Raw genomic sequence first — 26,964 nt, forward strand, 5'->3', positions numbered from 1 at the left:
TGTGCGCAGTATATTGAGCAATGGGCAGTGCTTCTCACTGTATAAAGATCTATATTTGGTGTTTATTCGCGGCGATAAACGCTTTGCTAGAGGGGAAATGACCCGTGCGCACTCAACACCAGTCAAATCGTGAGCTGGACAAGATCGATCGCAATATTCTGCGCATCCTGCAGGCCGACGGGCGCATCTCGTTCACCGAGCTTGGCGAGCGGGTCGGCCTGTCAACTACGCCCTGTACAGAGCGGGTGCGCAGGCTGGAACGCGAGGGGATCATCATGGGCTACACCGCCCGGCTGAATCCGCAAAGCCTCAAGGCCAGCCTGCTGGTATTCGTCGAGATCAGCCTGGACTACAAGTCTGGCGACACCTTTGAAGAATTCCGCCGTGCCGTGCTGAAGCTTCCCCATGTGCTGGAGTGCCATCTGGTGTCCGGCGACTTCGACTACCTGGTCAAGGCGCGGATTTCCGAAATGGCGTCCTACCGCAAACTGCTGGGCGATATCCTGCTCAAACTGCCGCACGTGCGTGAGTCCAAGAGCTACATCGTCATGGAGGAAGTCAAAGAGAGCCTGAATCTGCCGATTCCCGACTGATTGCCTGCTATACGAGTACCTGGCGAGTCGAGGCCATGTACTCATGAATCTGCTTTTCGACCCGTGGGTGGATCAACTCGACCGGCCGACGGCCATTCGGGCAGGGCAGGCTTGCGGTGGTGCCGAACAGGCGGCAGATCAGCGGGCGTTCGTCATACACGGTGCAGCCTTGCGGACCAAGGTGTACGCAATTGAGTTCGTCCAGTGCAGCGTCCTGTTCGGCGGCCGTCTTGCGCGGCAGACGCGACATTTCTTCGGGCGACGTGGTCACCGGCCCACAGCAGTCGTGGCAGCCGGGCACACACTCGAACGAAGGAATCTGGCGACGCAGATCCGCTATTTTCTGACGGTTGCAGCTCATTGACTCGACCACTCATACATAAGGCCGCAAGTTTGCCTCAGTTGGCAGGCTCATGACAGCGGCTTATCCTCCCGACACGCCATCCGCCACCAACAGGACACGCTCATGAACGCCCGCGTTCAGCACCCGACTCGTCACGATCAGCACGCTGCTTCCTACTACGCCGCCAGCAGTCATGCGCAAGCGGATCATCCTGCGCTGCAAGGTGAGGTGAAGGTGGATGTGTGCGTGGTAGGCGGTGGATTCTCCGGACTCAACACTGCCATCGAACTGGCCGAGCGCGGGTTCAGCGTGGCGCTGCTCGAAGCGCGCAAGATCGGTTGGGGGGCCAGCGGGCGCAATGGCGGTCAGTTGATTCGCGGGGTCGGTCATGGCGTCGAACAGTTCGCCAGTGTCATCGGCAGCGAAGGCGTGCGGCAGCTCAAGCTGCTGGGCATCGAGGCCGTCGAGATCGTACGTCAGCGCATCGAACGGCATGCTATCGATTGCGACCTGAAATGGGGTTATTGCGATCTGGCCAACAAACCGCGCGACCTGCACAGCCTTGCCGAAGATGCAGAAGAGTTGCGCGGCCTGGGTTATCGCCATGCACTGCAGTTGCTGCAACCCGAAGAGATGCACAGCGTGGTGGGCTCCTCACGCTATGTCGGTGGCCTGATCGACATGGGCTCGGGGCATTTGCATCCGTTGAACCTTGCCTTGGGCGAAGCGGCTGTGGCGCAGTCGCTCGGCGTCCAGTTGTACGAACACTCAGCGGTGACGAACATCGATTATGGCCCGCAGGTCCGGGTGCATACAGCGGGCGGTTCGGTGCAGGCGCAGACCCTGGTGCTGGGTTGCAACGCCTACCTCAATGACTTGAATCCGGAAATCAGCGGCAAGGTGTTGCCTGCCGGCAGCTACATCATCGCCACCGAGCCATTGAGCGAAGCGCAGGCCCGTGAAGTGTTGCCGCAGGACATGGCGGTCTGCGATCAGCGCGTGACGGTGGATTACTACAGGCTGTCTGCCGACCGCCGTTTGCTGTTCGGCGGCGCCTGCCATTACTCGGGGCGTGACCCTGAGGATATCGCCGCGTACATGCGACCGAAGATGCTCGATGTATTTCCACAACTGGCCTCAGTGAAGATCGATTACCAGTGGGGAGGGATGATCGGCATCGGCGCCAATCGCCTGCCGCAAATTGGCCGGCTCAAGCAGCATCCCAACGTATTTTATGCTCAGGCCTACTCGGGCCACGGTCTGAATGCCACGCATCTGGCAGGCCGACTGCTGGCCGAAGCCATCGCCGGGCAACACAGCGATGGCTTCGAGTTGTTCGCCAAAGTGCCGCACATGACCTTTCCCGGCGGCAAGCACTTGCGCTCGCCTCTGCTGGCATTGGGCATGCTCTGGCACCGCCTTAAAGAGCTGCGCTAGGCTCAGGGCCTCCAGAACGGCTTCATCGCCTCGACCCGCGCCTGGCGGAAATCCAGCCCGATGTCGCGCAACTGGTCGTCCGTCAGTGTCAGCAAGGTACGGCGTGACAACCAGCGGTGGCGATACAGTGCCCAGCGCCCCATGCCTGCCAACAGATCGGCCTTGTTCGAGCGGACCGTTCTGACCGCCGCTGGCCGATACTCATTCAATTCATGGCTGTGAAGCGCAAGGCGCACATCGCTGAACCCGTTCATGTCCTGTTCCCTCATCCTGGGTGGGTGTGGGTTCATGATGCAGCGAACAGCAAAACCAATACAGATTCAAAAGTTCTTTATATTTTCCATACAGAAGATTCAAAAACGCCACTGAATGCTATATTTTCGGCCAATCTGTATTGCTTTACCGCATTCGAATTTCTAAGAGTACGCCATGACGCTCTACGTCAACCTCGCCGAACTGCTCGGCTCGCGCATCGAAAACGGCTTCTATCGCCCCGGCGACCGCCTGCCCTCGGTGCGCGCATTGAGTGTCGAACATGGCGTCAGCCTGAGTACCGTGCAGCAGGCGTACCGGGTGCTGGAAGACAATGGCCTGGCCGCACCGAAACCCAAGTCCGGCTATTTCGTCTCGGTCAGCCGAAAAGCCCCTGCGCTGCCAGCGGTCGGCAGGCCTGTGCAGCGGCCTGTGGATATCTCTCAATGGGATCAGGTACTGGACCTGATTCGCGTGGCACCTCTTGAAGCCGTCACGCAACTGGGGCGCGGCATGCCCGATGTCACCAGCCCGACCCTGAAACCGCTGATGCGCGCGCTGAGTCAGTTGAGTCGCCATCAGGACATGCCGGGCCTGTATTACGACAACATCTACGGCGTGCGCAGGCTGCGCGAGCAGATTGCCAGGCTGATGCTCGACTCGGGCTGCAACCTGACCGCCAATGACCTGATCGTCACCAATGGCTGTCATGAAGCGCTGTCAGCGAGTGTCCGGGCCATCTGCTCGCCGGGGGACATCGTGGCGGTGGACTCGCCAAGCTTCTTCGGCGCCATGCAAACGCTCAAGGGCGTGGGCATGAAAGCCATGGAAATCCCTACCGACCCGTTGACCGGCATCAGCCTCGAAGCACTGGAACTGGCGCTGGAACAATGGCCGATCAAGGTCATTCAGCTGACGCCCAACTGCAACAACCCGCTGGGTTATGTCATGCCTGAAGCACGCAAGCGGGCACTGCTGACCCTGGCGCAGCGCTTCGACGTGGCGATCATCGAAGATGATGTGTATGGAGACCTGGCCTACAACTACCCTCGCCCGCGCACCATCAAATCCTTCGACGAGGACGGTCGCGTGCTGTTGTGCAGTTCGTTTTCCAAGACCCTGGCGCCCGGGCTGCGAATCGGCTGGGTAGCGCCGGGCCGCTATCTGGAGCAGGTGCTGCACATGAAATACATCGGCACCGGCTCGACCGCCCCGCAGCCACAATTGGCCATTGCCGACTTCATCGAAGGCGGCCATTACGAGCCACATGTGCGGCGCATGCGTAGCCAATATCAGCGCAGTCGCGACCAGATGATCGACTGGGTGATGCGCTACTTCCCTGAAGGCACCCGCGCCAGCCGACCACAAGGCGGCTTCATGCTGTGGGTGGAACTGGCCGAAGGCTTCGACACCCTGCGCCTGAACCGCGCCTTGCTGGGCAAGGGTGTGCAGATCGCTGTGGGCAGTATCTTTTCGGCATCGGGCAAGTACCGCAACTGCATGCGCATGAACTTCGCGACCAAACCCAACCGCGAAATCGAGAGCGCTGTGCGTATCGTGGGCGAGACAATTGCACTACTGAATGCGCAAACTGACTGATGCGGGCAAATCTTTCCCGGTTTTGCGGGTCATATCGCCAAGTCGAGCCATGTCCAGACGCGGAAGATCAATTTGAATAACTCATGGGCCTTGCCCTTTTGCTTGCTGGTTGCGTTATGCGTCAGCGGTTGCGCGCATCAACAGGTCGCCAGTGAGCCAAGCCAGGCCATGCCGTCTTCAGGCTCCGCGTTCGGCCGCTCGATCCAGGCCATGGCCATGCCCCACGAGGGACGTTCTGGCTTTCGTCTGTTGCCTGACAGCAGTGACGCTTTCAAGGCTCGCGCCGAACTGATCCGCAATGCCAAAAGCAGCCTTGATCTGCAGTATTACATCGTCCACGACGGCCTGAGCACGCGCGCCCTGATCGATGAACTGCTCAAGGCGGCAGACCGTGGCGTACGTGTGCGTATCCTGCTGGACGACACCACCAGCGACGGTCTGGATCAGGCCATCGCCACCCTGGCCGCTCACCCGAACATTCAGATTCGCCTGTTCAACCCGCAAAACCTGGGGCGCGAGACCGGCATCACCCGCAGCCTCGGGCGCCTGATGAACCTGTCGCGCCAGCACCGGCGCATGCACAACAAGCTATGGCTGGCCGACAGCAGCGTGGCCATCGTCGGCGGGCGCAACCTGGGCGATGAATACTTCGATGCCGAGCCGAACCTGAATTTCACCGATATCGACATGCTCAGCGTGGGGCCGGTGGCCGAGCAGCTCGGCCACAGCTTCGACCAGTACTGGAACAGCACACTCAGCAAGCCTATCGATGAGTTCATCTATTTCCGGCCAGACGGAGAGGATCTGGCCGAGGCCCGGCGCAAGCTGGACGATTCTCTGGAGCAGGCGCACCAGCAGCACAAGGCGCTGTATGAGCGATTGATGGCCTACAAGACTCAACCGCGCATGAAAACCTGGCTCAACGAGCTGGTCTGGGCTTACAACCAGGCGCTGTGGGATGCACCGACCAAGGTACTGGCGCAGGGCGAGCCTGATCCGCACCTGCTGCTGACCACGCAACTGGCGCCTGAACTGCTGAACACGCACAAGGAACTGATGCTGATCTCGGCCTACTTTGTGCCGGGCCAGGAAGGCTTGCTGTACCTGACCGGTCGGGCCGATGCCGGTGTCAATGTCAGCCTGCTGACCAACTCCCTGGAAGCCACCGACGTGCCTGCCGTGCATGGCGGCTATGCGCCGTACCGCAAGGCACTGCTGGAGCATGGCGTGAAGCTCTTCGAGCTGCGCCGACAGCCTGGCGATACCGAGACGATGCGCGGCAGCGGTCCGCATCTGTTCAAGAAAAGCCATTCTCTGGTCAGTTCCGAATCGAGCCTGCACAGCAAGGCGATGATCTTTGATCGGCAGAAGGTCTTTGTCGGCTCATTCAACTTCGATCCGCGCTCTGTGCTGTGGAATACCGAAGTGGGCGTATTGGTCGACAGCCCGCAACTGGCCGAACAACTGCGCGAACTGACCTTGCAGGGCATGGCCCCGTCGCTCACCTACGAAGCGCGGCTGGAGGACGGCAAAGTGGTGTGGGTGACCGAAGACAACGGGCAGATCCACACGCTGCATACCGAACCGGGCGACTGGTGGCGGCGTTTCAATGCGTGGATGAGCCGCGCCATCGGCCTGGAAAGAATGCTTTAAGCGGGCGCAGCCTGCGTATCGCCGAACGCGCCGCGTCGCCGGATCAGTATCAGCAGGCCCAAGGCACCTGCAGCCATCATCAGCGGCAAGGCCTCACCGCTGACCCACTGGCTGCCCGCGCCGGCTATCAACGGGCCGAGCAGGCAGCCGATGCCCCACAGTTGAGCGACATGCGCGTTGGCGCGGACCAGCGAATCATCGCGATAGCGTTCGCCGATCAGAATCAGCGACAGGGTAAACAGCCCACCGGCACTGGCACCGAAGACGGTCCATAGCGGCCAGATCAGAACAGTGTCGATCAGCAATGGCACCAGCAGACTGGACGCCAGCAGCAAGGCGGCACAGCCGGTGAACATCGCGCGACGTGAAATGCGGTCGGCGAGCATGCCGATCGGCAGTTGCAGCAGCGCGTCACCGACCACCACCACGCTGACCATGATCAGGGCGATTTCCGGGGTGAAGCCGTGGCGTATGCAGTAAAGCGGCAACAGGGTGAGGATCAGCGCTTCGAACGCAGCAAACAGGGCGACCGCCCAGGCGATGGCAGGCATGCCGCGACAGAAGCCGGACAGATCGGCAAACGTCACGTTGCAGGATTCGGTCGACGGCGCGCCGGTGCGCCCCAGCAGCAGAAACGGTGAGCCGACCAGCAGCGCCACGCCAATCCAGAAACCGTAGTCGGCCTCGGTGCCGATCACGCCGAGCAGCAGCGGACCTGCCAGTTGGCTCAATGCGTAGGTGCTGCCATACAGCGCCGCCAGACGCCCGCGCAGGCGCTCGATGACCAGCTGATTGATCCAGCTTTCACCCAGCACGAAGACGATGGTCAGAATGACCCCGAGGGTCAGGCGCAAGACCAGCCAGATCCAGTAATACGGTAGCAGCGCCAGCGCGCCGACCGAAAACGCCCCGGCCCACAGACACAGGCGCATCAGATTGGCCGTGCCGAAGCGCGCCGCCAGACGACTGGCCAGCGCCGCGCCGAGCAGCACGCCCACCGCAGGCATCGCCGCCATGATGCCAATGGCGAACGAGCCATAGCCCCAGCCTGCCAGCCGCAATGAAACCAGCGGCATGCTGACGCCCATTGCCAGACCAACGCCCAGCACGGACGCCAGCACAGCAAAATAAGTACCCCAACGCATTTCCACGCTCCTGCCCAGCGCCGCGCTACGCGCTCTTCGCCTTGTACAAATCCTGAAATGTCCATCGAGCCAATGGCACGCAGAGCTTGGGAACGATGAGCAATCTTGAGGTCCCATCGCGCCAATGCTTCGCGTTGGCATGCATCCCGTGACGCTCCGCGTCACAGAACTGCGCCGTTGCGCACATCCAAGCCAGGACGCGGAGCGTCCAGAACCACACGCCCACGCAGAGCGTGGGAGCGATGATCGTGAGACCCCATCTTGCCAATGCTCCGAGGGCAGAGCCTCGGAGCGATAGGCAAATGACTACAGCTTGATCCAGGTCGCCTTTAGTTCGGTGTATTTGTCGAACGCATGCAGCGACTTGTCACGACCGTTGCCCGACTGCTTGAAGCCGCCGAACGGTGCGGTCATGTCGCCGCCGTCGTACTGGTTGACCCATACACTGCCTGCTCGCAAAGCCTTGGCGGTCAGGTGTGCCTTGGAGATGTTCGCGGTCCATACGGCAGCCGCCAGACCATACTGCGTGTCGTTGGCGATCTGGATCGCCTCTTCGGCAGAATCGAACGTCAGCACCGAAAGCACCGGGCCGAAGATTTCTTCCTGAGCGATTTTCATCGCGTTGTTCACACCGTCGAAAATGGTCGGCTCGACATAGGTGCCGCCGGTCTCCTGCAGAATGCGCTTGCCGCCCGCAACCAGCTTGGCACCATCGGAGTGCCCCGCCTCGATGTAGGACAACACGGTATTCATCTGCTGGGTATCGACCAGCGCGCCTACGGTGGTCGCAGGGTCCAGCGGGTTGCCGGGCTTCCAGGCGCTCAGCGCCTCGATCACCATCGGCAGGAAGCGATCCTTGATGGAACGCTCGACCAGCAAGCGTGAACCGGCGGTGCAGACTTCGCCCTGGTTGAAGGCAATCGCGCTGGCGGCTGCGCTGGCGGCGGCCTGCAGATCAGGCGCGTCGGCGAAGACGATATTCGGGCTCTTGCCGCCGGCTTCCAGCCACACGCGCTTCATGTTCGATTCGCCCGCATAGATCATCAGCTGCTTGGCGATTTTGGTCGAGCCAGTGAAGACCACGGTGTCCACGTCCATATGCAGGGCAAGCGCCTTGCCGACGGTGTGGCCATAGCCAGGCAGCACGTTGAGTACGCCCGCGGGAATACCCGCCTCAATGGCCAGTTGTGCGATACGAATGGCCGTCAGCGGAGATTTTTCCGATGGCTTGAGGATGACCGAGTTGCCAGTGGACAGCGCAGGGCCCAGCTTCCAGCAGGCCATCATCAGCGGAAAATTCCACGGCACGATGGCGGCCACGACACCCACCGGCTCGCGCGTTACCAGGCCCAGTTGGTCATGAGGCGTTGCCGCGACTTCGTCATACAGTTTATCGATGGCCTCGCCGCTCCAGCTCAGGGCTCTGGCGGCACCGGGAATGTCGACGCCGAACGAGTCGCCAATCGGCTTGCCCATGTCCAGGGTTTCAAGCAAAGCCAGTTCTTCGGCATTGTGCTTGAGCAGCTCGGCGAAACGGATCATCGTTTCCTTGCGCTTGGCCGGAGCCAGTCGCGACCAGGCACCGGAGTTGAAGGCGCTGCGCGCACTGTCGACCGCGCGTTGTGCGTCAGCGGTATCGCAACTGGCAACCTTGGCAAGCATCCGGCCATCGACCGGGCTGATGCAGTCAAACGTCTCGCCGGAGGAGGCTGCGGTGTATTCACCTTGAATGAAGGCACGGCCTTCGATCTTCAAATTCTGGGCGCGTTGCTCCCAGTCAGCACGAGTCAGGGTGGTCATTTGCATGTCCTCCTCTTGTTGAATGTGGGTGTGTCATGGTTGATTAAAGACACAATCTGAAATTTTTCAGGACGGCCGTTACCCTAAACCAGCGGCCCGACAAAACCAATATATTTGACATAAATAGCCGCTACGGTGCTTTTATGTTGATTTTATTAAACAGCTCAGCACGCGCGCCGAGGCACTAACGCACTGCACGCACGTCAAACCTTCAACGCATTCAGGACAAGGGCCCCCTCATGAGCATCGAAAGCATCGTCGACTTCAGTGAAGCCAGCACCGCCGCCGAGCACTATCGCCCTGCACCGGAAAAGGTCTTCAAGGGTGATCCGGCACAAACCCTCTACAACCACTACAACAGCCCCTGCGGACAGATGAGCGCGGGCGTCTGGAATGGCGAGCCCGGGCAGTGGCAGGTGAGTTACTCGGAGCATGAGTATTGCGAGATTGTGCAGGGCGTTTCAGTCCTGCGCGACGAGCAGGGCAACGCGAAAACCCTGCGCGCAGGCGACCGCTTCGTGATTCCGGCCGGCTTCAAGGGCACCTGGGAGGTGCTGGAAACATGCCGCAAGATTTATGTGGTGTTTGAGGCGGCTGCAGATAAATAAGTACCGCATCACATCGGGCTTTCTGGAGGATTCTGAGCGCGTCCAGTGAGGACATTCACTCAAAAAGGATTTTGAAAATGACCAACGAAGTTATCGCCCAAGCGCTTCAGTACCTTGTAGGCAGCCGCTATGTGCCTACCGTCAAAGCCTATATCAGCGAAATTACCGGTCTTCAGAAGGTGATCGGCCCTGGCGACATCACGACCCAGGACCTCAACCCGAACCGTCTGTACGTCAATGTCGACAAGGACGGTCTGGTGGCCGGCTTCAGCTTCGGCTGATCAGGCGACCGTACCTTCGTCGCCCGACAGCAGCTTCACATGCTTGAAACGCCCGGCGCATCGCGTCGGGCGTTTTGCTGCCTGGATACTGCTGGCAGCTACGCCAGGAACGCAGGCACAAAAAAACCCGCCAAGGCGGGTTTTTTTGTAGCCGACAGAATCAATTACTTGATTTTGCCTTCTTTGTAGATCACGTGCTTGCGTACAACCGGATCGAATTTTTTGATTTCGATTTTATCCGGGGTAGTACGTTTGTTCTTGTCGGTGGTGTAGAAATGGCCTGTACCAGCGCTCGACACCAAACGGATCAATTCACGCATGATTTTCTCCCTTAAATTTTGCCGTCGCGACGCAGTTCAGCGAGCACAACTTCAATGCCACGCTTGTCGATGATACGCATGCCTTTAGCAGATACGCGCAGACGAACAAAACGCTTCTCGCCTTCAACCCAGAAGCGGTGATGCTGCAGGTTTGGCAGGAAACGACGACGGGTTTTGTTGTTTGCGTGGGAAATGTTATTCCCAGTCACCGGACCCTTACCGGTAACTTGACATACTCTCGACATGCCTCAGCCCTCTAAAACCACATGCCCAACCCGGCATGGGTTGGCCGCTTAATCTCTCAGTCATTTGGCGCCAGGCGCCGCGTTTCTTTAAGGGTCTTACCGGCTACACCTACAGTGAAGGAACCGGGCCCCTAGAAAAGAGCGCTGCTTTATACCAGAAAGCCTTTGGCACAACAACAGGCAAAGCACTTTGCCCCGAATGATCACGCCTCGCGCAGCGGTATGCTCAAGCACTGCGGGGGCACAGGCAAATCGACCGCTCGTCGCGCCGAGACGATTGTTCTGCGCCAGTACATGGTCTAGGGTTAGTCCCTCACCAGACTGCGCCGGCAGATGGGGCCCTTTCTGAACAGGAAATAACGCCATGCGCCTAGCTGCAATCCCATTTCTACTCGTTCCACTCCTGCTTCCCGTCGCTGCCCAGGCATCGAACCTTGTGGTCTGCACCGAAGCCAGCCCCGAGGGCTTCGACGTTGTACAGTACAACTCGCTGACCACCACCAACGCATCGGCCGACGTGCTGATGAACCGCCTTGTGGACTTCGATGCCAAGAGCGGCAAGCTGGTGCCGAGTCTGGCAGAAAGCTGGACCGTGTCCAAAGACGGCCTGACTTACGACTTCAAGCTGCGCGCCGGAGTGAAATTCCACACCACTGACTATTTCAAGCCGACTCGCGAGCTGAGCGCGGATGACGTGCTGTTCAGCTTCCAGCGCATGCTCGACCCGCAGAACCCGTGGCACAAGATCGCCCAGAGCGGTTTTCCGCATGCGCAATCCATGCAGTTGCCCGCGCTGATCAAGAGTATCGAAGCGCCCGATGCACACACCGTGCGCTTTACGCTCAACCATGCGGACTCGACCTTCCTGGCCACGCTGAGCATGGGTTTCGCCTCGATCTATTCAGCCGAATATACCGCGCAGCTGTTGAAGGCGGGCACGCCGGAAAAACTCAACAGCCAGCCGATCGGCACCGGGCCGTTCGTGTTCAAGCGCTTCCAGAAAGACGCCGCGGTGCGCTATGAGGCGTTCGACGATTACTTCGCCGGCAAGTCTGATATCGACACGCTGGTGTATGCCATCACGCCGGACGCCAATGTGCGCCTGCAGAAAATCCGTCAGGACGAATGCCAGATAGCGCTTTCGCCCAAGCCCCTGGATATTCAGGCAGCCAGCAAGGACGACTCGCTCAAGGTCGAGAAGACTGAAGCGTTCATGACCGCGTTTGTCGCGATCAACAGCCAGCACCCGCCGTTCGACAAGCCGGAAGTTCGCCAGGCCATCAACCTGGCGTTCGACAAGGATAATTACCTGAAAGCCGTGTTCGAAGGCACCGCTGAAAAAGCCAACGGTCCTTATCCGCCCAATACCTGGAGTTACGCCAAGGACCTGCCTGGCTATCAGCACGATGTTGCCAAGGCCAAGGCGTTGCTGGCCAAGGCCGGTGTAAAGGAAGGCTTCAAGACCACCATCTGGACGCGACCTTCCGGAAGCCTGCTGAACCCGAACCCGAGCCTGGGCGCTCAATTGTTGCAGGCTGACTTGAAGCAGGTCGGCATTGATGCCGAGATCAAGATCATTGAGTGGGGCGAACTGATTCGCCGCGCCAAGGCTGGCGAGCATGACCTGCTGTTCATGGGCTGGGCAGGCGACAATGGCGACCCGGATAACTTCCTGACCCCGCAGTTCTCGTGTGCAGCCGTGCAGTCGGGCACCAATTTCGCCCGTTATTGCGACAAGACACTGGACAAGCTGATCGCAGACGGTAAATCAGTCAGTGACCAGGCCGAACGCAGCAAGCTGTATCACCAGGCCCAGCAGCAGATTCAACAGCAGGCACTGTGGATCCCCCTCGCCCACCCGACGGCTGCAGCCCTGGTACGCAAGGATGTCACTGGCTATCAGGTCAGCCCGTTCGGCAGGCAGGATTTCTATAAAGTGCAGGTCAAGTAAGGCCCCTGGCTGACCTGAGGCTCTCTGGGTGACGTCGTGCCAATGCCTGCATTGGCACGACCCTCTGGAGACCGGACGCAGAGCGTCCAGAACGGCATTACCAAGCAGAGCGTGGGAGCGATAATCCGGGTGCCCGCCCCATCGCGCACATTGCTCTGCGTCAGCTCTTTACATCAAACCGCGTTCCACCATCGACAGTGGCTCACCGTCTCCCACGATCACGTGGTCAAGCACATGAACATCCACCAGCATCAGCGCTTCCTTGAGGCGCTTGGTCAGGTCGATGTCGGAACGGCTGGGCGTGGTGATACCGGAAGGATGGTTGTGGCAGAGGATCAGACTCGCAGCGTTATGCGCCATCGCTCGTTTTACCACCTGGCGCGGGTGCACGTAGGACGCGTTGATCGTCCCGCGAAACAATATCTCGAAGGTCATGACCCGGTGTTTGTTATCGAGAAACAGGCAGCCGAAGACTTCGTGCGGCTCATGCCGCAGGAGGGCCTTGAGATAGCTGCGAACCTGGGTCGGATTTTCCAGCGCTGACTCACGGCGCAAGGACTCGGCCATATGCCGACGCGCCATTTCCATGACCGCCTGCAACTGAGCGAACTTGGCGGGCCCAAGCCCCAGTTGCGAGGTGAATGCCGACAGATCCGCATCCAGTAACGGTCTGAGCCCGTCAAATTGATTCAGCAGATGACGCGCAAGGTCTACGGCGCTTTTTCCAGCCACGCCGGTGCGTAAAAAGATAGCCAGCAACTCGGCGTCGGAAAGGCTTGCCGCCCCCAACTCCAACAAGCGTTCCCGGGGGCGTTCAGCCGCGGGCCAACTGCGAATACTCATAGGACCTCCATGTGATTGGGCACCGCTGTTCCGGTGCGGTCGCTGTGCTATCTTAGCCCATCTTTTTTGCACGACGATCTGGCCTGGGGAGGCGTCATGGCCGTTGTGTGTTCACTTGACCAAAAAGGCAGGTCTATGCAGCGGCTGTATCGAAAACGCATCGTTCTTGGCGTCGGCGGCGGCATCGCGGCCTACAAGGGCGCTGAGCTGGTCCGCCGCCTGCGCGATCAGGGCGCTGAAGTGCGTGTAGTCATGACCCGGGGCGGTGCAGAGTTCATCACCCCGCTGACCATGCAGGCCCTGTCCGGGCACCCGGTGCACCTGGACCTTCTCGACCCGGCCGCCGAGGCCGCGATGGGCCATATCGAACTGGCCAAGTGGGCCGATCTGATCCTCATCGCACCGGCCACCGCCGACCTCATCGCGCGCCTGGCGCAAGGCATCGCCAACGACCTGCTGACCACCATCGTGCTGGCCACCGACGCGACTGTCGCCATCGCCCCGGCGATGAACCAGGCAATGTGGCGTGACGCCTCGGTGCAGGCCAATACCCGTCTGCTCGAAGAGCGCGATTTTCGTGTGTTCGGGCCGGCGTCCGGCAGTCAGGCGTGTGGCGATGTCGGCTTCGGGCGCATGCTGGAGGCCGACGATCTGGCCCAGTGCGCGGCCGACTGCTTCCAGCGCCTGACGCTGACCGGCAAGCATGTGCTGATCACCGCAGGCCCGACCCAGGAAAACATCGACCCGGTGCGCTACATCACCAACCACAGCTCGGGAAAAATGGGCTTTGCTCTGGCCGAAGCGGCTGTGGAGGCCGGCGCTCGCGTCACGTTGATCACCGGGCCGGTCAACCTGCCTACGCCTGATCGCGTCTCGCGCATCGACGTGGTCAGCGCCCGCGACATGCTGGCAGCGTGCGAGGCGGCCATCCCCTGCGACCTGTTCATCGCTTCTGCAGCCGTGGCTGACTACCGTCCGGAAGTCGTTGCCCCGCACAAATTGAAGAAAGATCCTTCGAACGGTGACGGCTTGCTGCTGCAGATGGTGCGCAATCCGGATATTCTGGCGACCATCGCAACCCGCCCTGATCGCCCCTTCAGTGTCGGCTTTGCCGCCGAGACCGAACACCTGCTCGACTACGCTGCCCGCAAGCTCAAGGACAAGAACCTCGACCTGATTGTCGCCAACGATGTCGCCAACCCGAGCATCGGCTTCAACAGCGAGGAAAACGCCTGCAGCGTGATTGACCGGGCGTTGCACGCAACACTTTTCGCCCAGACCAGCAAGGCCAAGATCGCTCGCCAGCTGGTCACTTTTATCGCCGACCGCATGAATCAGGTTTAACTACGAATGCACGCTCTACAAGCCAAGATCCTCGACCCTCGCATTGGCAACGAATTCCCGCTGCCGGCCTACGCCACTGTCGGCTCGGCTGGCCTGGACCTGCGCGCCATGCTCAAGGAGGACACGGTCCTCGAACCGGGGCAGACCCTGCTGATCCCTACCGGCCTGTCGATTTACATTGGCGATCCGGGCCTTGCTGCGCTGATCCTGCCGCGCTCCGGCCTGGGCCACAAACACGGCATCGTGCTGGGCAATCTGGTGGGCCTGATCGACTCCGATTATCAGGGCGAACTGATGGTCTCCTGCTGGAACCGCGGCCAGGCTGCCTTCAACATCTCCGTCGGCGAGCGCATCGCCCAATTGGTCCTGGTGCCGGTCGTACAGGCGCATTTCGAGCTGGTTGAAGCGTTCGACGAAAGTCAGCGTGGCGCTGGCGGCTTCGGTCATTCCGGCAGTCATTGATCGCCATTCGGCACATAATCCGGGTTCGGGACAAGACTCAGGGAGAGGTCGGTGAAAGGTAGTCAGCACAGCGCTTCACAGCACGCCATACCCGCCGATAACTCGCCTCCGGCTGCGAGCCTCAAAGGACTCGCGCCTGGCCTGGTGCCTGCCGCCATCGGCCTGCTGATTGCTGCGGCACTGGTCTGGACAGCTCTGGTCACCGGTCCGCAGCAACAGGACCAGCTTGTTCAGGCCTGGGGCGGCAGTCAGGCAGCAGCGGTGGGTCTGGCGCTGCATCAGATCAACGCGGACACCCAGTCGGCAGCCTCCGGTGCAGCGCTTGTGCAGACGCTTCAGAGCAATGACGCCGCTGCCCTGCTGGCCGCTCAGGAGCGATTTACCCGTTGGGACGGCCTTGCAGGCGCTCGGCTGTACTCCAAGGGGCTGGCCGATGTGGACACGCAAGGCGCACTGCCCGTCAGTTTCGCCACCCTGGACATGCTCAACAAGGCCGCACAAGGTGAGACTGTCGCCCCGGAGGCGCGCAAGGTCGGCGAGCGCTGGTTGATCTACAGCGCCGCACCGGTGCGTGCCACTGCCACTCAGCCGGTGATGGGTACATTGCTGCTGGCCTTTGACCTGCAGCGCTTGCTCAATGCCTTGCCGACGCTGCCTGCCGATGCCGGGCAAGTGGTGCTCAGCCAGCAATTCGGCAGCGGGCCTGCTCAGGTTTTCCTGCAGCGCGGTCAGGCCGATGACGGCAAAGCCCAGGCCTTCGATACCGGTTATCCAGGCTGGAAACTCGAGTTCACGCCCGGTCCCGGGCTGAAAACCTCTCCGTCCGTGATGCTTCTGCTGCTGGCATTGATTATCGCTGCAGCGGGTGTGCTGCTTGGCTTGCACCGCAATGAACGGGCCCTGCAGAAGCGTATTTGCGCCGACGCACGGCAACTGGATCAGCTGCTCCAAGAACTCTCACGCGGAAAAGCCGTCAAACCCTTCGGTTTGAGCCTCCCGGCCCTTAGTGGTCTGGCTCAGGCCCTTGCTCGTGTCTCGCTTCGTAGTCAGCCTCAGGCAGTGCCTTTCCTGGCGGCGGGCGAGCAGCGCGATGCAGATATTGCCAAAGGCAGTGCTTCGTCCACCGTGGCTGCATCACGCACCGACTGGACCGATCCGCTGTTTCAAGATACCGATATCCTTGATATCGACCTTCTCGACGAAAACCAGGACTTCCTGAGATCGGAGCATAACCTCGCTATGAACAGCCCAGCATCCGTGGCACCCAACCTTCCCGAGACTATTTTCCGTGCCTACGACATTCGTGGCGTGGTCGGGGACACCCTCAACGCTGAAACGGCTTACTGGATCGGCCGCGCCATTGGCTCTGAAAGCCTGGCGCAGAACGAACCCAACGTCAGCGTTGGCCGCGACGGTCGCCTTTCCGGCCCTGAACTGGTAGAGCAACTGATTCAAGGTCTGCACGACAGCGGCTGCCACGTCAGCGATGTGGGCCTGGTGCCAACGCCTGCGCTGTATTACGCAGCCAACGTGCTGGCCGGCAAGACCGGCGTCATGCTGACCGGCAGCCACAACCCCAAGGACTACAACGGCTTCAAGATCGTCATCGCCGGCGACACCCTCGCCAACGAGCAGATCCAGGCACTGCACGAGCGCATCAAGACCAACAACCTGACGTCGCAGAAAGGCAGCATCACCAAAGTCGACATCCTTGATCGCTACTTCCAGCAGATCAAGAATGACATCGTCATGGCGCGCAAGCTGAAGGTCGTGGTCGACTGCGGCAATGGCGCGGCAGGCGTGATCGCTCCGCAACTGATCGAAGCGCTGGGCTGTGAAGTGATCTCGCTGTTCGCGGAAGTGGACGGCAACTTCCCCAACCACCACCCGGATCCGGGCAAGCTGGAAAACCTGCAGGACCTGATTGCCAAGGTCAAGGAAACCGGTGCCGACCTGGGTCTGGCCTTCGACGGTGACGGCGACCGTGTCGGTGTCGTGACCAACGCGGGCAACGTGGTGTACCCGGACCGCCTGTTGATGCTGTTCGCGCTGGACGTGCTCAAGCGCAATCCGGGTGCCGACATCATTTTCGACGTGAAATGCACACGCCGCCTCACTCCGCTGATCAGCGAACATGGCGGTCGTCCGGTGATGTGGAAAACCGGTCACTCGCTGATCAAAAAAGAAATGAAGAAAAGCGGTGCGCTGCTGGCAGGCGAAATGAGCGGCCACATCTTCTTCAAGGAACGCTGGTTCGGTTTCGATGATGGCATCTACAGCGCAGCACGCCTGCTGGAGATCCTCAGCCAGGAAAAGGCCAATGCCGAAGACCTGTTCGAGACCTTCCCGAACGATATTTCGACGCCTGAAATCAACATCAAGGTGACGGATGTCACCAAGTTCAGCATCATCAAGGCCCTTGAAACGGATGCGCAGTGGGGCGATGCCAAACTGACCACCATCGACGGTGTCCGTGTGGACTACCCGAAGGGCTGGGGTCTGGTTCGTGCCTCCAATACCACGCCGGTACTGGTGCTGCGTTTTGAAGCCGAAACCGAGGCCGAATTGCAGCGTATCAAGGACGTGTTCCACGCAGAACTCAAGAAAGTTGCGCCGGACCTCGACCTGCCATTTTGATTGTTTTTCCTTTTGACTGGAGCCCTGAATGACCCTCGAACGCGATGCCGCCTCTAATGTAGCCAAGGTCCTTTCCGAAGCGCTGCCTTACATTCGCCGCTTTGTCGGCAAGACGCTGGTTATCAAGTACGGCGGCAACGCCATGGAGAGCGAAGAGCTGAAAACCGGCTTTGCGCGCGACATCGTGTTGATGAAGGCGGTGGGCATCAACCCGGTGGTGGTTCACGGCGGCGGGCCGCAGATCGGTGATCTGCTCAAGCGTCTGTCCATCGAGAGCCACTTCATCGACGGCATGCGGGTTACCGATGCGCAAACCATGGATGTCGTGGAGATGGTACTGGGCGGCCAGGTCAACAAGGACATCGTCAACCTGATCAACCGTCACGGCGGCAGCGCGATCGGCCTGACCGGCAAGGACGCTGAGCTGATTCGTGCGAAGAAGCTCACCGTCACGCGCCAGACGCCGGAAATGACCAAGCCCGAAATCATCGACATCGGTCAGGTCGGTGAAGTGGTCGGGGTCAACACCGGGCTGCTCAACATGCTGGTCAAAGGGGATTTCATTCCGGTCATCGCGCCTATCGGCGTGGGCCCGGACGGCGAGTCGTACAACATCAACGCCGACCTGGTCGCAGGCAAGGTTGCCGAAGCCCTCAAGGCCGAGAAGCTGATTCTGCTGACCAACATCGCCGGCCTGATGAACAAGCAGGGCGAAGTCCTGACCGGCCTGACCACCGAGCAGGTCGACGGCCTGATCGCCGACGGCACCATCTACGGCGGCATGCTGCCGAAGATTCGTTGCGCGCTGGAAGCGGTTCAGGGCGGCGTCAACAGCTCGCACATCATCGACGGTCGAGTGCCCAACGCGGTCTTGCTGGAGATCTTCACCGACAGCGGTGTAGGTACTCAGATCACCAACCGCAAGCGGCACTGATTCAGACGCAACACCCAAAGGCCCCGTGAGCTAACCCTCACAGGGCCTTTTTGTTGACTGATGATCGAGAACACTATTGTGTCCATGCTCCGCGCTCAGCGTTATACACAAGTCTGCTCTTGATTCTCGCCGCAGGCCGTGTGAGCGAGCTTGCTCGCGAAGAGGCCAGTAGAGCCCCTGAAAATGGGGCGTCTGGACCCTCCTATTCGTGAGCCATGCGGATCGCCGCCCGGTCACTCTCACGCACTTCGGGCAGAAGCCCGAAAGTCACGTTTCCCGGGCTCTTCAAGACTTATGTATAACGTTGAGTGCTCCGCGCGGGCACGCCGCTCTGGACGCTCTGCGTCCGGTCATTGAGTCAGGCGCTGGACGCGGGCGCGGTCGACGGCGAAGTCTGCTTCGGCCTTTACGCGTGCGGCCTGATACCCGGCGATGTCGGCTTGCAGTTTCTGCTGCTGATCGCGCAAGTCGTTCAGTTGATCGACAAGTGCCTGCTGGACCGGTCGTCCTGCGCGCTCAAGGTCGGCGGCCTGGCCTTGCAGACTGCGCTGCTGCGCCGCCAGCCCCTGAATGTTGCCCTGGGCAACGCCAACCAGCGCGTCCAGCTCGGCCAGTTTGCGGGCCTTCATGCGGTCCACTTCAGCGACGCTGCTGTACAGGCTCAACAGTTGTGCATCGGCGGCGGCCTGGCGTTTGTCTGCCTCGGACTGGCGAATCTGCTCGGCCGTTGGCGCAGGCGGTACGACCTGAACCACCCGACCACGACTGTTGAGCACTTCATAGCCTTTGGCAACGTAGTCGGGCGGCACGCCTTGCGTGTCGATCACCGTCACCCCGCGGCTGTCGACGTAGCGATAAAGCCGTGGCTCAGGTGCGTCGGCCGCTTGGGCGAGCATGGGCGCAAGCATGACCACAGCCAGCAAGGCCCGAAAACCGCTCAGCGCGCCTGAAACCGATCGCCAAGACCTGCCGCCGACTGCCATAGGCACGTCCTCAGATTCCGAATTGCGCGCGATAGGCTTCGACAGCAGGCAGATGCTGCTTGAGTTGCGGATCGTCGGCCAGGAACTCGAGCACCTGATTCAGCGACACGATACTCACCACCGGAATTGCGAAGTCACGCTCGACTTCCTGAATCGCCGACAGCTCGCCATTGCCGCGCTCCTGACGATTGAGCGCGATCAGCACACCCGCAGCTGTCGCGTCCTGGTCCTTGATGATCTGCATGACCTCACGGATCGCAGTGCCCGCAGTGATCACGTCGTCGATGATCAGCACGTTACCGGTCAGCGGGGAACCCACCAGACTGCCGCCTTCGCCGTGCGCCTTGGCTTCCTTGCGGTTGAAACACCACGGCAGATCACGGTCATGATGCTCGGCCAGCGCCACAGCAGTGGCCGATGCGAGCGGAATGCCCTTGTAGGCCGGACCGAAAAGAACGTCGAAGGCAATACCGCTTTCAACCACGGCTGCCGCGTAGAAACGCCCCAACCGTGCCAGTGCGGAACCGGTGTTGAACAGCCCCGCATTGAAGAAGTACGGGCTGGTGCGCCCGGACTTGAGAGTGAACTCACCGAAGCGCAGAACACCGCGATCGATGGCAAAACGAATGAAATCGCGTTGATACGCTTGCATGAAAAAAGCTCCGAATACCACGGATTTAGCTAATTAGGTAGAGCTCGGGTATCATACACGCACGTGATTTTTGGGGCCATTTATGCGGATCATCAGTGTGAACGTAAATGGCATTCAGGCTGCGGTCGAGCGTGGTTTGCTCAGCTGGCTGCAAGCTCAGAATGCCGACGTCATCTGCTTACAGGACACCCGCGCCTCCACCTTTGAACTGGACGATCCAGCCTTTCAGCTGGATGGTTACTTCCTCTATGCCTGCGAAGCCGAGGTTCCCGCTCAAGGTGGTGTGGCGCTGTATTCGCGGTTGCAGCCGAAGGCGGTAATCAGCGGCCTCGGCTTCGAGACAGCCGACCGCTACGGGCGCTACCTGCAAGCAGATTTCGACAAGGTCAGTATCGCTACCCTGCTCTTTCCGTCGGGGATGAATGGCGATGAAGACCTGAATCAGAAATTCAAGCTCATGGACGATTTCGGCAAGTACATGGACAAGCAGCGCCGCAAGCGTCGCGAATACATCTACTGCGGATCGCTCTATGTGGCGCAGCAGAAGCTCGATATCAAAAACTGGCGCGACAGCCAGCAGTCGCCGGGCTTTCTCGCGCCCGAGCGCGCCTGGATGGACGAGATCGTCGGCACCATGGGCTACGTCGATGCCCTGCGTGAAGTCAGCCGTGAAGGTGACCAGTACAGCTGGTGGCCGGACAACGAGCAGGCCGAGATGCTGAATCTGGGTTGGCGCTTCGATTATCAGATCCTGACCCCAGGCCTGCGCCGCTTCGTGCGCAGCGCCCGTCTGCCACGCCAGCCGCGCTTCTCGCAGCACGCGCCGCTGATCGTGGATTACGACTGGACCCTGACTATCTGATAGCCAGGCAGACGGCGAACACGAAAAAGCCGACTTGAAGTCGGCTTTTTGCGTTGCCTGAAGTGATGCTACTTGATCAGGCGCAAGGTGAACGGATAGCGATAATCGACGCCGTCATTGGCTTTTATCCCGGCAATGATCGCAAGCACTGCGGCTCCGATCCCCACCAGCGTCAGTAGCGCAAAGCCGATGATCAGCAGCACCAGCAACATGCTGACGGTGGCCGCAATGGCGACAGTGATCTGAAAGTTCAGCGCTTCCTTGCCTTGCGCGTCGATAAACGGATCGGCATCTTTCTTCAACTGCCAGATAATCAGCGGGCCCAGCAGATTGCCGAACGGAAACATCAGCCCGGCAAACGCCGACAAGTGACAGAACATCGCCCACTGGCGAGCGCTTTGCGGTGGTTTGCTGAACGGTTGCAAGCTGTCACTCATTATCGGACCCCTTCTGGCTATCAGTCGGCCAACGCGGCGCGCTGCAATTCAAACAGCTCGGTCATGCCTTTTTGCGCCAGCGCGAGCATCGCGTTCAGCTCTTCAGGCTGGAATGGCGCGCCTTCGGCAGTGCCCTGAACTTCAATGAAACCGCCTGCACTGGTCATGACCACGTTCAGGTCGGTTTCGGCAGCCGAGTCTTCGAGGTAGTCCAGGTCGAGCACTGGCTCACCCTGATACATGCCGACCGAAACGGCCGCGATCATCTGCTTGAGCGGGTCGCCGCCTTTCAGGCCGCCGCGCTTCTTGATCACCTTCAGCGCATCCGCCAGAGCAACCATCGCACCGGTAATAGAAGCCGTACGGGTACCACCGTCAGCCTGAATGACATCGCAATCGACGTACAGGGTAACGTCGCCCAACTTGGACATGTCCAGCGCAGCGCGCAGCGAACGACCGATCAGGCGCTGGATTTCGAGTGTACGACCACCCTGCTTGCCGCGGCTGGCTTCACGCTGATTACGCTCGCCTGTAGCGCGTGGCAGCATGCCGTATTCGGCGGTCAGCCAACCCTGGCCATGCCCTTTGAGAAAGCGTGGTACGCCGTTTTCGACGCTGACGGTGCAAATCACCTTGGTATCACCAAACTCGACCAGTACAGAACCCTCGGCGTGTTTGGTGTAGTTGCGGGTGATGCGGATCGAGCGGAGCTGATCGGCGGCGCGACCACTTGGACGTTTCATCTGGGATACCTGTACTGAGACGGAAAACTGCTGGGCATTATAGAGGCCACAGCTGCCGCTGGGCATCTCTAAAAGCCGCCAATGCCGATCCAGCGACAATTGAAGGCCCTGGACCAAGGCTTTCGACGCGCAGATGTCGGTTAAAACAACGCCTTGCGTCACTTGTCACACTGTCGGATTGGGAGCCTGCGCCGCACTGCGCTACAATCCTGCGCCTCTACAGCCAGCCGGCTTTCACGACGCCCATGACCGCCACTTCTGCGCGCTCATGAACCGAACCACGCTTTTGAAAGCGAACCAAGAGGTATTTCCCATGGTGCACAGTATGACTGCCTTTGCCCGAGTAGAGCGGGCCGGTGCCCAGGGCACACTGAGCTGGGAACTGCGCTCGGTCAACCACCGCTATCTTGAGCCGCACCTGCGCCTGCCGGAGTCGTTCCGCGATCTGGAAGGCGCGATTCGCGAAGCATTGCGTCAGGGCCTGTCGCGCGGCAAGGTCGAGTGCACACTGCGCTTTGTCGAGGAAACCGCCGGCAAGCCGCTGCAGGTGGATCTTGAACGCGCAGGCCAATTGATCGCCGCAGCCGAGTCGGTTGCCGGCTTGATCAAACAGCCTGCTGCATTGAACCCGCTCGAGGTGTTGGCATGGCCGGGCGTGCTGGTCGCCGACGCCAACGATCCGCAGGTGTTGAACACCGAGGCCCTGAAGCTGTTCAATGATGCGCTGACCGAATTGAAACGCGGCCGCGGGCGCGAAGGTGCAGACCTGGCGCGGCTGCTCGACGAGCGCCTGTCTTCCATCGTCGAAGAAGTCGCCACCTTGCGCACGCTGGTGCCACAGATGCTCGCAACCCAGCGTCAGAAGGTGCTGGATCGCTTTGCCGACATGAAAGCCGAACTCGACCCTCAGCGTCTGGAGCAGGAAATGGTCCTGCTGGCACAGAAAAGCGACGTCGCCGAAGAACTGGACCGCCTCAGCACACACGTCACCGAAGTGCGTCGCGTACTCAAGGCTGGCGGCCAGGCAGGACGCCGCCTTGATTTCCTGATGCAAGAGCTTAACCGCGAAGCGAATACACTGGGCTCCAAGGCCTTTGACCCACGCAGCACGCAGGCCGCCGTCAACCTTAAAGTGTTGATCGAGCAGATGCGTGAGCAAGTGCAGAATATTGAGTAAGGCTGAACCTGACATGACCCATATCACTGGCACCCTGTACATCATTTCCGCTCCGTCCGGTGCGGGCAAGACCAGTCTGGTCAAGGCGCTGATGGACGCTCAGCAAGAGCCTCAGCACGGCGCGCAGGCAAAGATTCGCGTCTCTGTCTCGCACACCACACGCGCCATGCGCCCCGGTGAAGTGGACGGCGTGAACTACAACTTCGTCGATCGTGCCACGTTCCTGAGCATGATCGAGCACGGCGACTTTCTCGAGCAGGCCGAGGTCTTCGGCAACCTGTACGGCACGTCGCAGAGCCACCTGCAGCAGACGCTGGACGAAGGCCACGACCTGATTCTGGAGATCGACTGGCAGGGTGCGCGTCAGGTTCGTGCACAGATGCCCCAGGCCCGCTCCATCTTCATTTTGCCGCCGACTCAGCAGGCCCTGCGCCAGCGCCTGACCAATCGCGGCCAGGACAGCGACGAGATCATCGAAGCACGGATGCGTGAAGCGGTCAGCGAAATGAGCCACTACAACGAGTATGAGTACGTCGTGGTCAATGATGACTTCGCCGGCGCACTGGAGGACCTCAAGGCGATTTTCCGCGCCAATCGCCTCACTCAACAGCATCAGCAAGAGCAATACAGCGAGCTTTTTCAGGAGTTGCTGGCTTGATCGAAACGTTTCCAGCCATCAGGCAACAGGTTAAAAGCATGCCGTTGGTGGCATGCCGCTTGATGACTGGTGCTGTCCGCTTGTAAACTACCGAGTCCGCTCGCCCATCCGGGCATCGCGCATCCGCATTTGCTACGAGGAATACCCATGGCCCGCGTAACCGTTGAAGACTGCCTAGAACACGTGGATAACCGCTTTGAGCTGGTCATGCTCTCTACCAAGCGTGCCCGTCAACTGGCAACCGGCGGCAAAGAACCAAAGCTGGCCTGGGAAAACGACAAGCCTACCGTTATGGCCCTGCGTGAAATCGCCGCTGGCGTAATGGATTACTCTGTAATCGCAGAAGCTGAAATCGTTGAAGATGAGCCATTGTTCGCAGCGTTCGAGGACGAGTCCAACGAGGCCGTCTAAGCCTATGCCAGGTCGACGTAGTACGGCGCAGGGTAAAAGCCATTGGCAAGGGGTAGCGCCTTGCCGAGCATAGACGCCCTCGCCGACAGACTGTCGGCCTACCTCGGCAAGGACCAGGTCAATCTGGTCCGCCGAGCGTATTTCTACGCCGAACAAGCCCACGATGGCCAACGCCGTCGCAGCGGTGAAGCCTACGTCACCCATCCCCTTGCGGTGGCGAACATTCTTGCCGACATGCACATGGACCATCAGAGCCTGATGGCTGCGATGCTGCATGACGTCATCGAAGACACCGGGATTGCCAAGGAAGCGCTCAGCGCCCAATTTGGCGAGACCGTCGCGGAACTGGTCGATGGGGTCAGCAAACTGACCCAGATGAATTTCGAGACCAAGGCCGAAGCCCAGGCGGAAAACTTCCAGAAAATGGCCATGGCCATGGCGCGCGACATTCGCGTCATTCTGGTCAAGCTCGCCGACCGCCTGCACAACATGCGCACGCTGGAAGTCCTGTCTGGCGAAAAGCGTCGGCGCATCGCCAAGGAAACCCTCGAAATCTATGCGCCCATCGCCAATCGGCTGGGCATGCACAGTGTGCGTATCGAATTCGAGGACCTGGGCTTCAAGGCGATGTACCCGATGCGCTCCTCGCGAATCAACCAGGCGGTCAAGCGCGCCAGGGGCAATCGCAAGGAACTGGTCAACAAGATCGAAGAGTCCCTGAGTCATTGTCTGGCCGTCGATGGCATCGAAGGCGACGTCAGTGGGCGGCAGAAACATCTGTATGGCATCTACAAGAAGATGCGCGGCAAGCGTCGCGCCTTCAACGAGATCATGGATGTCTACGCGTTCCGCATCATCGTCGACAAGGTCGACACCTGCTATCGCGTGCTTGGCGCTGTACATAATTTGTACAAGCCGCTGCCCGGCCGATTCAAGGATTACATCGCGATCCCCAAGGCCAACGGCTATCAGTCCCTGCACACGACGTTGTTCGGGATGCATGGCGTGCCTATCGAGATCCAGATTCGCACCCGCGAAATGGAAGAAATGGCCAACAACGGCATCGCGGCGCACTGGCTGTACAAGTCCAGTGACGATGAGCAGCCCAAGGGCACTCACGCTCGTGCCCGACAGTGGGTCAAGGGCGTACTGGAAATGCAGCAGCGCGCCGGCAACTCTCTGGAATTCATCGAAAGCGTCAAGATCGACCTGTTCCCGGACGAAGTCTACGTTTTCACCCCCAAAGGCCGGATCATGGAGCTGCCCAAAGGCTCTACGGCAGTGGATTTCGCCTACGCGGTACACACCGATGTCGGCAACAGCTGCATTGCCTGCCGGATCAACCGCCGCTTGGCACCGCTTTCCGAACCGCTGCAAAGCGGCTCGACGGTCGAGATTGTCAGCGCACCCGGCGCACGTCCGAATCCGGCCTGGCTGAACTTCGTCGTCACCGGCAAGGCGCGCACCCATATTCGTCACGCACTCAAGCTGCAACGCCGCTCCGAGTCGATCAATCTGGGCGAGCGACTGCTGAACAAGGTTCTCAACGGCTTTGAATGCAGCCTCGACAAGATCAGCCAGGAACGCATTCAACTGGTGCTCAACGAATACCGTGTCGAAGTGCTGGAAGACCTGCTCGAAGACATTGGCCTGGGTAACCGCATGGCTTATGTCGTTGCCCGACGCCTGCTGGGCGAAGGCGATCAGTTGCCGAGCCCTGAAGGTCCGCTGGCGATTCGTGGCACCGAAGGCCTGGTGCTCAGCTACGCCAAGTGCTGCACACCGATCCCGGGCGACCCGATTGTCGGCCACCTGTCTGCAGGCAAGGGCATGGTTGTGCACCTGGACAACTGCCGCAACATCAGCGAAATCCGCCACAACCCGGAAAAATGCATCCAGTTGTCGTGGGCCAAGGACGTGACTGGCGAATTCAACGTCGAGCTGCGTGTCGAACTTGAGCATCAGCGCGGCCTGATCGCGCTGCTGGCCAGCAGCGTCAACGCGGCGGACGGCAATATCGAAAAAATCAGCATGGACGAACGCGATGGTCGCATCAGCGTGGTCCAACTGGTGGTCAGCGTGCACGACCGCGTGCACCTGGCTCGTGTGATCAAGAAACTGCGCGCCCTGACCGGTGTCACACGCATCACCCGGATGCGCGCGTAGGCCATCCCACTATCAGGAGTTCTCATGACCAAGACTGTCATCACCAGCGATAAAGCCCCTGCGGCCATCGGCCCTTACTCACAGGCCATCAAAGCTGGCAATACCGTATACATGTCTGGACAGATCCCGTTGGACCCGAGCACCATGGAACTGGTTGAAGGCATCGAAGCCCAGATCACTCAGGTTTTCGAAAACCTTAAGTCGGTTGCCGAAGCGGCGGGCGGATCGTTCAAGGACATCGTCAAATTGAACATCTTTCTGACCGACCTGGGCCACTTCGCCAAGGTCAACGAGCTCATGAGCACCTATTTCACTCAGCCTTACCCGGCCCGTGCGGCCATCGGCGTTGCGGCATTGCCGCGTGGCGCCCAGGTTGAAATGGACGCGATTCTCGTCATCGAATAAATCCCCGACGGAGCGTGACTTGC

Annotated in this window: 28 protein-coding genes; 17 read left to right on the forward strand and 11 right to left on the reverse strand. The window is 60.0% G+C overall.

Annotation, left to right across the window (positions count from 1 at the left end; genetic code table 11):
• Nucleotides 1-104: 104 nt before the first annotated feature.
• Complete coding sequence (dadR, locus tag PCPL58_RS27230) at nt 105-593, forward strand: transcriptional regulator DadR (RefSeq protein ID WP_003314011.1); 489 nt, start codon at nt 105-107, stop codon at nt 591-593.
• A 7-nt stretch (nt 594-600) separates the two neighbouring features.
• On the opposite strand, the gene PCPL58_RS27235 is transcribed toward dadR, so the two are convergent.
• The gene (locus PCPL58_RS27235) at nt 601-954 is read right to left on the reverse strand and encodes a YkgJ family cysteine cluster protein (RefSeq protein ID WP_003314010.1); all 354 of its coding nucleotides are present in this window, start codon (nt 952-954) and stop codon (nt 601-603) included.
• 105 nt (nt 955-1,059) lie between these two features.
• On the opposite strand from PCPL58_RS27235, the gene PCPL58_RS27240 reads away from it, so the two are divergent.
• A complete protein-coding gene (locus PCPL58_RS27240) occupies nt 1,060-2,373 on the forward strand; it encodes an NAD(P)/FAD-dependent oxidoreductase (RefSeq protein ID WP_065350880.1) in 1,314 nt (437 codons plus the stop codon).
• Nucleotides 2,374-2,375: 2 nt separating this feature from the next.
• Here the strand turns inward: PCPL58_RS27240 and PCPL58_RS27245 are convergent, their stop codons facing one another.
• Complete coding sequence (locus tag PCPL58_RS27245; RefSeq protein WP_003432188.1) at nt 2,376-2,627, reverse strand: DUF1127 domain-containing protein; 252 nt, start codon at nt 2,625-2,627, stop codon at nt 2,376-2,378.
• A gap of 175 nt (nt 2,628-2,802) precedes the next feature.
• Here PCPL58_RS27245 and PCPL58_RS27250 point away from each other — a divergent pair, with 175 nt between their 5' ends.
• Together PCPL58_RS27250 and PCPL58_RS27255 are read left to right on the forward strand one after the other, a co-directional pair.
• Nucleotides 2,803-4,224, forward strand: coding sequence for an aminotransferase-like domain-containing protein (locus tag PCPL58_RS27250; protein ID WP_003432187.1), 1,422 nt, complete (start codon nt 2,803-2,805; stop codon nt 4,222-4,224).
• Nucleotides 4,225-4,296: 72 nt separating this feature from the next.
• Nucleotides 4,297-5,877, forward strand: coding sequence for a phospholipase D family protein (locus tag PCPL58_RS27255; RefSeq protein ID WP_046718806.1), 1,581 nt, complete (start codon nt 4,297-4,299; stop codon nt 5,875-5,877).
• Here PCPL58_RS27255 and PCPL58_RS27260 read toward each other — a convergent pair.
• Nucleotides 5,874-7,022 carry an MFS transporter gene (locus PCPL58_RS27260; protein WP_065350881.1) on the reverse strand — a complete coding sequence of 383 codons (1,149 nt, stop codon included), beginning with the start codon at nt 7,020-7,022 and terminating at the stop codon, nt 5,874-5,876. The genes PCPL58_RS27255 and PCPL58_RS27260 overlap by 4 nt on opposite strands.
• 306 nt (nt 7,023-7,328) lie before the next feature.
• Nucleotides 7,329-8,822, reverse strand: a complete 1,494-nt coding sequence (locus PCPL58_RS27265) for an aldehyde dehydrogenase (RefSeq protein WP_058397904.1) — start codon at nt 8,820-8,822, stop codon at nt 7,329-7,331.
• A gap of 239 nt (nt 8,823-9,061) precedes the next feature.
• Here PCPL58_RS27265 and PCPL58_RS27270 point away from each other — a divergent pair, with 239 nt between their 5' ends.
• On the forward strand, nt 9,062-9,430 hold the full coding sequence (locus tag PCPL58_RS27270) for a cupin domain-containing protein (protein WP_002551516.1): 369 nt from the start codon (nt 9,062-9,064) through the stop codon (nt 9,428-9,430).
• A gap of 77 nt (nt 9,431-9,507) precedes the next feature.
• Nucleotides 9,508-9,711, forward strand: a complete 204-nt coding sequence (locus PCPL58_RS27275) for an I78 family peptidase inhibitor (RefSeq protein WP_003367470.1) — start codon at nt 9,508-9,510, stop codon at nt 9,709-9,711.
• Between the two features lie 164 nt (nt 9,712-9,875).
• Here the strand turns inward: PCPL58_RS27275 and rpmG are convergent, their stop codons facing one another.
• Nucleotides 9,876-10,031, reverse strand: coding sequence for a 50S ribosomal protein L33 (rpmG, locus tag PCPL58_RS27280; protein WP_002551515.1), 156 nt, complete (start codon nt 10,029-10,031; stop codon nt 9,876-9,878).
• Nucleotides 10,032-10,042: 11 nt separating this feature from the next.
• On the reverse strand, nt 10,043-10,276 hold the full coding sequence (gene rpmB / locus PCPL58_RS27285) for a 50S ribosomal protein L28 (protein ID WP_002551514.1): 234 nt from the start codon (nt 10,274-10,276) through the stop codon (nt 10,043-10,045).
• A 364-nt stretch (nt 10,277-10,640) separates the two neighbouring features.
• Between rpmB and PCPL58_RS27290 the strand changes: the two genes are divergently transcribed.
• Nucleotides 10,641-12,227: an ABC transporter substrate-binding protein gene (locus PCPL58_RS27290; RefSeq protein WP_065350882.1), complete on the forward strand. Its 1,587-nt coding sequence runs from the start codon at nt 10,641-10,643 to the stop codon at nt 12,225-12,227.
• A 168-nt stretch (nt 12,228-12,395) separates the two neighbouring features.
• Here PCPL58_RS27290 and radC read toward each other — a convergent pair whose 3' ends face one another.
• Nucleotides 12,396-13,070: a RadC family protein gene (radC, locus tag PCPL58_RS27295; RefSeq protein ID WP_003432182.1), complete on the reverse strand. Its 675-nt coding sequence runs from the start codon at nt 13,068-13,070 to the stop codon at nt 12,396-12,398.
• Nucleotides 13,071-13,205: 135 nt separating this feature from the next.
• Here radC and coaBC point away from each other — a divergent pair, with 135 nt between their 5' ends.
• The 4 genes from coaBC to argB are packed head-to-tail and all read left to right on the forward strand — an operon-like array spanning nt 13,206 to nt 18,447.
• On the forward strand, nt 13,206-14,414 hold the full coding sequence (gene coaBC / locus PCPL58_RS27300; protein WP_003367473.1) for a bifunctional phosphopantothenoylcysteine decarboxylase/phosphopantothenate--cysteine ligase CoaBC: 1,209 nt from the start codon (nt 13,206-13,208) through the stop codon (nt 14,412-14,414).
• A gap of 6 nt (nt 14,415-14,420) precedes the next feature.
• Nucleotides 14,421-14,876, forward strand: coding sequence for a dUTP diphosphatase (dut, locus tag PCPL58_RS27305; RefSeq protein WP_065350883.1), 456 nt, complete (start codon nt 14,421-14,423; stop codon nt 14,874-14,876).
• 51 nt (nt 14,877-14,927) lie between these two features.
• Nucleotides 14,928-17,513 (forward strand): phosphomannomutase/phosphoglucomutase, encoded by a 2,586-nt coding sequence (locus PCPL58_RS32470; protein ID WP_065350884.1) that lies wholly within the window; start codon nt 14,928-14,930, stop codon nt 17,511-17,513.
• A 28-nt stretch (nt 17,514-17,541) separates the two neighbouring features.
• Complete coding sequence (argB, locus tag PCPL58_RS27315) at nt 17,542-18,447, forward strand: acetylglutamate kinase (protein ID WP_002551508.1); 906 nt, start codon at nt 17,542-17,544, stop codon at nt 18,445-18,447.
• 350 nt (nt 18,448-18,797) lie between these two features.
• Here the strand turns inward: argB and PCPL58_RS27320 are convergent, their stop codons facing one another.
• The gene (locus PCPL58_RS27320; protein WP_003367476.1) at nt 18,798-19,430 is read right to left on the reverse strand and encodes a hypothetical protein; all 633 of its coding nucleotides are present in this window, start codon (nt 19,428-19,430) and stop codon (nt 18,798-18,800) included.
• Nucleotides 19,431-19,440: 10 nt separating this feature from the next.
• Nucleotides 19,441-20,082 (reverse strand): orotate phosphoribosyltransferase, encoded by a 642-nt coding sequence (pyrE, locus tag PCPL58_RS27325; RefSeq protein ID WP_065350885.1) that lies wholly within the window; start codon nt 20,080-20,082, stop codon nt 19,441-19,443.
• Between the two features lie 82 nt (nt 20,083-20,164).
• Between pyrE and PCPL58_RS27330 the strand changes: the two genes are divergently transcribed.
• On the forward strand, nt 20,165-20,944 hold the full coding sequence (locus PCPL58_RS27330; RefSeq protein WP_002551505.1) for an exodeoxyribonuclease III: 780 nt from the start codon (nt 20,165-20,167) through the stop codon (nt 20,942-20,944).
• Between the two features lie 68 nt (nt 20,945-21,012).
• Here the strand turns inward: PCPL58_RS27330 and PCPL58_RS27335 are convergent, their stop codons facing one another.
• Together PCPL58_RS27335 and rph are read right to left on the reverse strand one after the other, a co-directional pair.
• Entirely contained in the window at nt 21,013-21,381 is a 369-nt protein-coding gene (locus PCPL58_RS27335) for a DUF4870 domain-containing protein (protein ID WP_003367477.1), read from the reverse strand.
• Nucleotides 21,382-21,401: 20 nt separating this feature from the next.
• A complete protein-coding gene (rph, locus tag PCPL58_RS27340) occupies nt 21,402-22,124 on the reverse strand; it encodes a ribonuclease PH (protein WP_065351118.1) in 723 nt (240 codons plus the stop codon).
• Nucleotides 22,125-22,437: 313 nt separating this feature from the next.
• On the opposite strand from rph, the gene PCPL58_RS27345 reads away from it, so the two are divergent.
• The 5 genes from PCPL58_RS27345 (at nt 22,438) to PCPL58_RS27365 (ending at nt 26,941) form a co-directional block, all read left to right on the forward strand.
• Nucleotides 22,438-23,301: a YicC/YloC family endoribonuclease gene (locus PCPL58_RS27345; RefSeq protein ID WP_003432173.1), complete on the forward strand. Its 864-nt coding sequence runs from the start codon at nt 22,438-22,440 to the stop codon at nt 23,299-23,301.
• Between the two features lie 13 nt (nt 23,302-23,314).
• Nucleotides 23,315-23,959, forward strand: coding sequence for a guanylate kinase (gene gmk / locus PCPL58_RS27350; RefSeq protein WP_003344442.1), 645 nt, complete (start codon nt 23,315-23,317; stop codon nt 23,957-23,959).
• A gap of 147 nt (nt 23,960-24,106) precedes the next feature.
• Nucleotides 24,107-24,370, forward strand: a complete 264-nt coding sequence (gene rpoZ, locus PCPL58_RS27355) for a DNA-directed RNA polymerase subunit omega (protein WP_003320174.1) — start codon at nt 24,107-24,109, stop codon at nt 24,368-24,370.
• A gap of 60 nt (nt 24,371-24,430) precedes the next feature.
• Nucleotides 24,431-26,536: a bifunctional GTP diphosphokinase/guanosine-3',5'-bis pyrophosphate 3'-pyrophosphohydrolase gene (gene spoT, locus PCPL58_RS27360; RefSeq protein ID WP_003367484.1), complete on the forward strand. Its 2,106-nt coding sequence runs from the start codon at nt 24,431-24,433 to the stop codon at nt 26,534-26,536.
• 24 nt (nt 26,537-26,560) lie between these two features.
• Entirely contained in the window at nt 26,561-26,941 is a 381-nt protein-coding gene (locus PCPL58_RS27365; protein WP_003367486.1) for a RidA family protein, read from the forward strand.
• The last annotated feature ends 23 nt before the right edge of the window (nt 26,942-26,964 follow it).

Source organism: Pseudomonas cerasi, from assembly GCF_900074915.1.
In the GTDB taxonomy this organism is placed as follows: Bacteria; Pseudomonadota; Gammaproteobacteria; order Pseudomonadales; family Pseudomonadaceae; genus Aquipseudomonas; species Aquipseudomonas cerasi.

What these genes read in the sequence shown, in the direction of transcription:
- PCPL58_RS27235 (WP_003314010.1), bottom strand. Translation starts at nt 954, where the DNA reads ATGAGCTGCAACCGTCAGAAAATAGCGGATCTGCGTCGCCAGATTCCT.
- PCPL58_RS27240 (WP_065350880.1), top strand. Translation starts at nt 1,060, where the DNA reads ATGAACGCCCGCGTTCAGCACCCGACTCGTCACGATCAGCACGCTGCT.
- PCPL58_RS27245 (WP_003432188.1), bottom strand. Translation starts at nt 2,627, where the DNA reads ATGAACGGGTTCAGCGATGTGCGCCTTGCGCTTCACAGCCATGAATTG.
- PCPL58_RS27250 (WP_003432187.1), top strand. Translation starts at nt 2,803, where the DNA reads ATGACGCTCTACGTCAACCTCGCCGAACTGCTCGGCTCGCGCATCGAA.
- PCPL58_RS27260 (WP_065350881.1), bottom strand. Translation starts at nt 7,022, where the DNA reads ATGCGTTGGGGTACTTATTTTGCTGTGCTGGCGTCCGTGCTGGGCGTT.
- PCPL58_RS27265 (WP_058397904.1), bottom strand. Translation starts at nt 8,822, where the DNA reads ATGACCACCCTGACTCGTGCTGACTGGGAGCAACGCGCCCAGAATTTG.
- PCPL58_RS27270 (WP_002551516.1), top strand. Translation starts at nt 9,062, where the DNA reads ATGAGCATCGAAAGCATCGTCGACTTCAGTGAAGCCAGCACCGCCGCC.
- PCPL58_RS27275 (WP_003367470.1), top strand. Translation starts at nt 9,508, where the DNA reads ATGACCAACGAAGTTATCGCCCAAGCGCTTCAGTACCTTGTAGGCAGC.
- rpmG (WP_002551515.1), bottom strand. Translation starts at nt 10,031, where the DNA reads ATGCGTGAATTGATCCGTTTGGTGTCGAGCGCTGGTACAGGCCATTTC.
- rpmB (WP_002551514.1), bottom strand. Translation starts at nt 10,276, where the DNA reads ATGTCGAGAGTATGTCAAGTTACCGGTAAGGGTCCGGTGACTGGGAAT.
- PCPL58_RS27290 (WP_065350882.1), top strand. Translation starts at nt 10,641, where the DNA reads ATGCGCCTAGCTGCAATCCCATTTCTACTCGTTCCACTCCTGCTTCCC.
- radC (WP_003432182.1), bottom strand. Translation starts at nt 13,070, where the DNA reads ATGAGTATTCGCAGTTGGCCCGCGGCTGAACGCCCCCGGGAACGCTTG.
- coaBC (WP_003367473.1), top strand. Translation starts at nt 13,206, where the DNA reads ATGCAGCGGCTGTATCGAAAACGCATCGTTCTTGGCGTCGGCGGCGGC.
- dut (WP_065350883.1), top strand. Translation starts at nt 14,421, where the DNA reads ATGCACGCTCTACAAGCCAAGATCCTCGACCCTCGCATTGGCAACGAA.
- argB (WP_002551508.1), top strand. Translation starts at nt 17,542, where the DNA reads ATGACCCTCGAACGCGATGCCGCCTCTAATGTAGCCAAGGTCCTTTCC.
- PCPL58_RS27320 (WP_003367476.1), bottom strand. Translation starts at nt 19,430, where the DNA reads ATGGCAGTCGGCGGCAGGTCTTGGCGATCGGTTTCAGGCGCGCTGAGC.
- pyrE (WP_065350885.1), bottom strand. Translation starts at nt 20,082, where the DNA reads ATGCAAGCGTATCAACGCGATTTCATTCGTTTTGCCATCGATCGCGGT.
- PCPL58_RS27330 (WP_002551505.1), top strand. Translation starts at nt 20,165, where the DNA reads ATGCGGATCATCAGTGTGAACGTAAATGGCATTCAGGCTGCGGTCGAG.
- PCPL58_RS27335 (WP_003367477.1), bottom strand. Translation starts at nt 21,381, where the DNA reads ATGAGTGACAGCTTGCAACCGTTCAGCAAACCACCGCAAAGCGCTCGC.
- rph (WP_065351118.1), bottom strand. Translation starts at nt 22,124, where the DNA reads ATGAAACGTCCAAGTGGTCGCGCCGCCGATCAGCTCCGCTCGATCCGC.
- PCPL58_RS27345 (WP_003432173.1), top strand. Translation starts at nt 22,438, where the DNA reads ATGGTGCACAGTATGACTGCCTTTGCCCGAGTAGAGCGGGCCGGTGCC.
- gmk (WP_003344442.1), top strand. Translation starts at nt 23,315, where the DNA reads ATGACCCATATCACTGGCACCCTGTACATCATTTCCGCTCCGTCCGGT.
- rpoZ (WP_003320174.1), top strand. Translation starts at nt 24,107, where the DNA reads ATGGCCCGCGTAACCGTTGAAGACTGCCTAGAACACGTGGATAACCGC.
- PCPL58_RS27365 (WP_003367486.1), top strand. Translation starts at nt 26,561, where the DNA reads ATGACCAAGACTGTCATCACCAGCGATAAAGCCCCTGCGGCCATCGGC.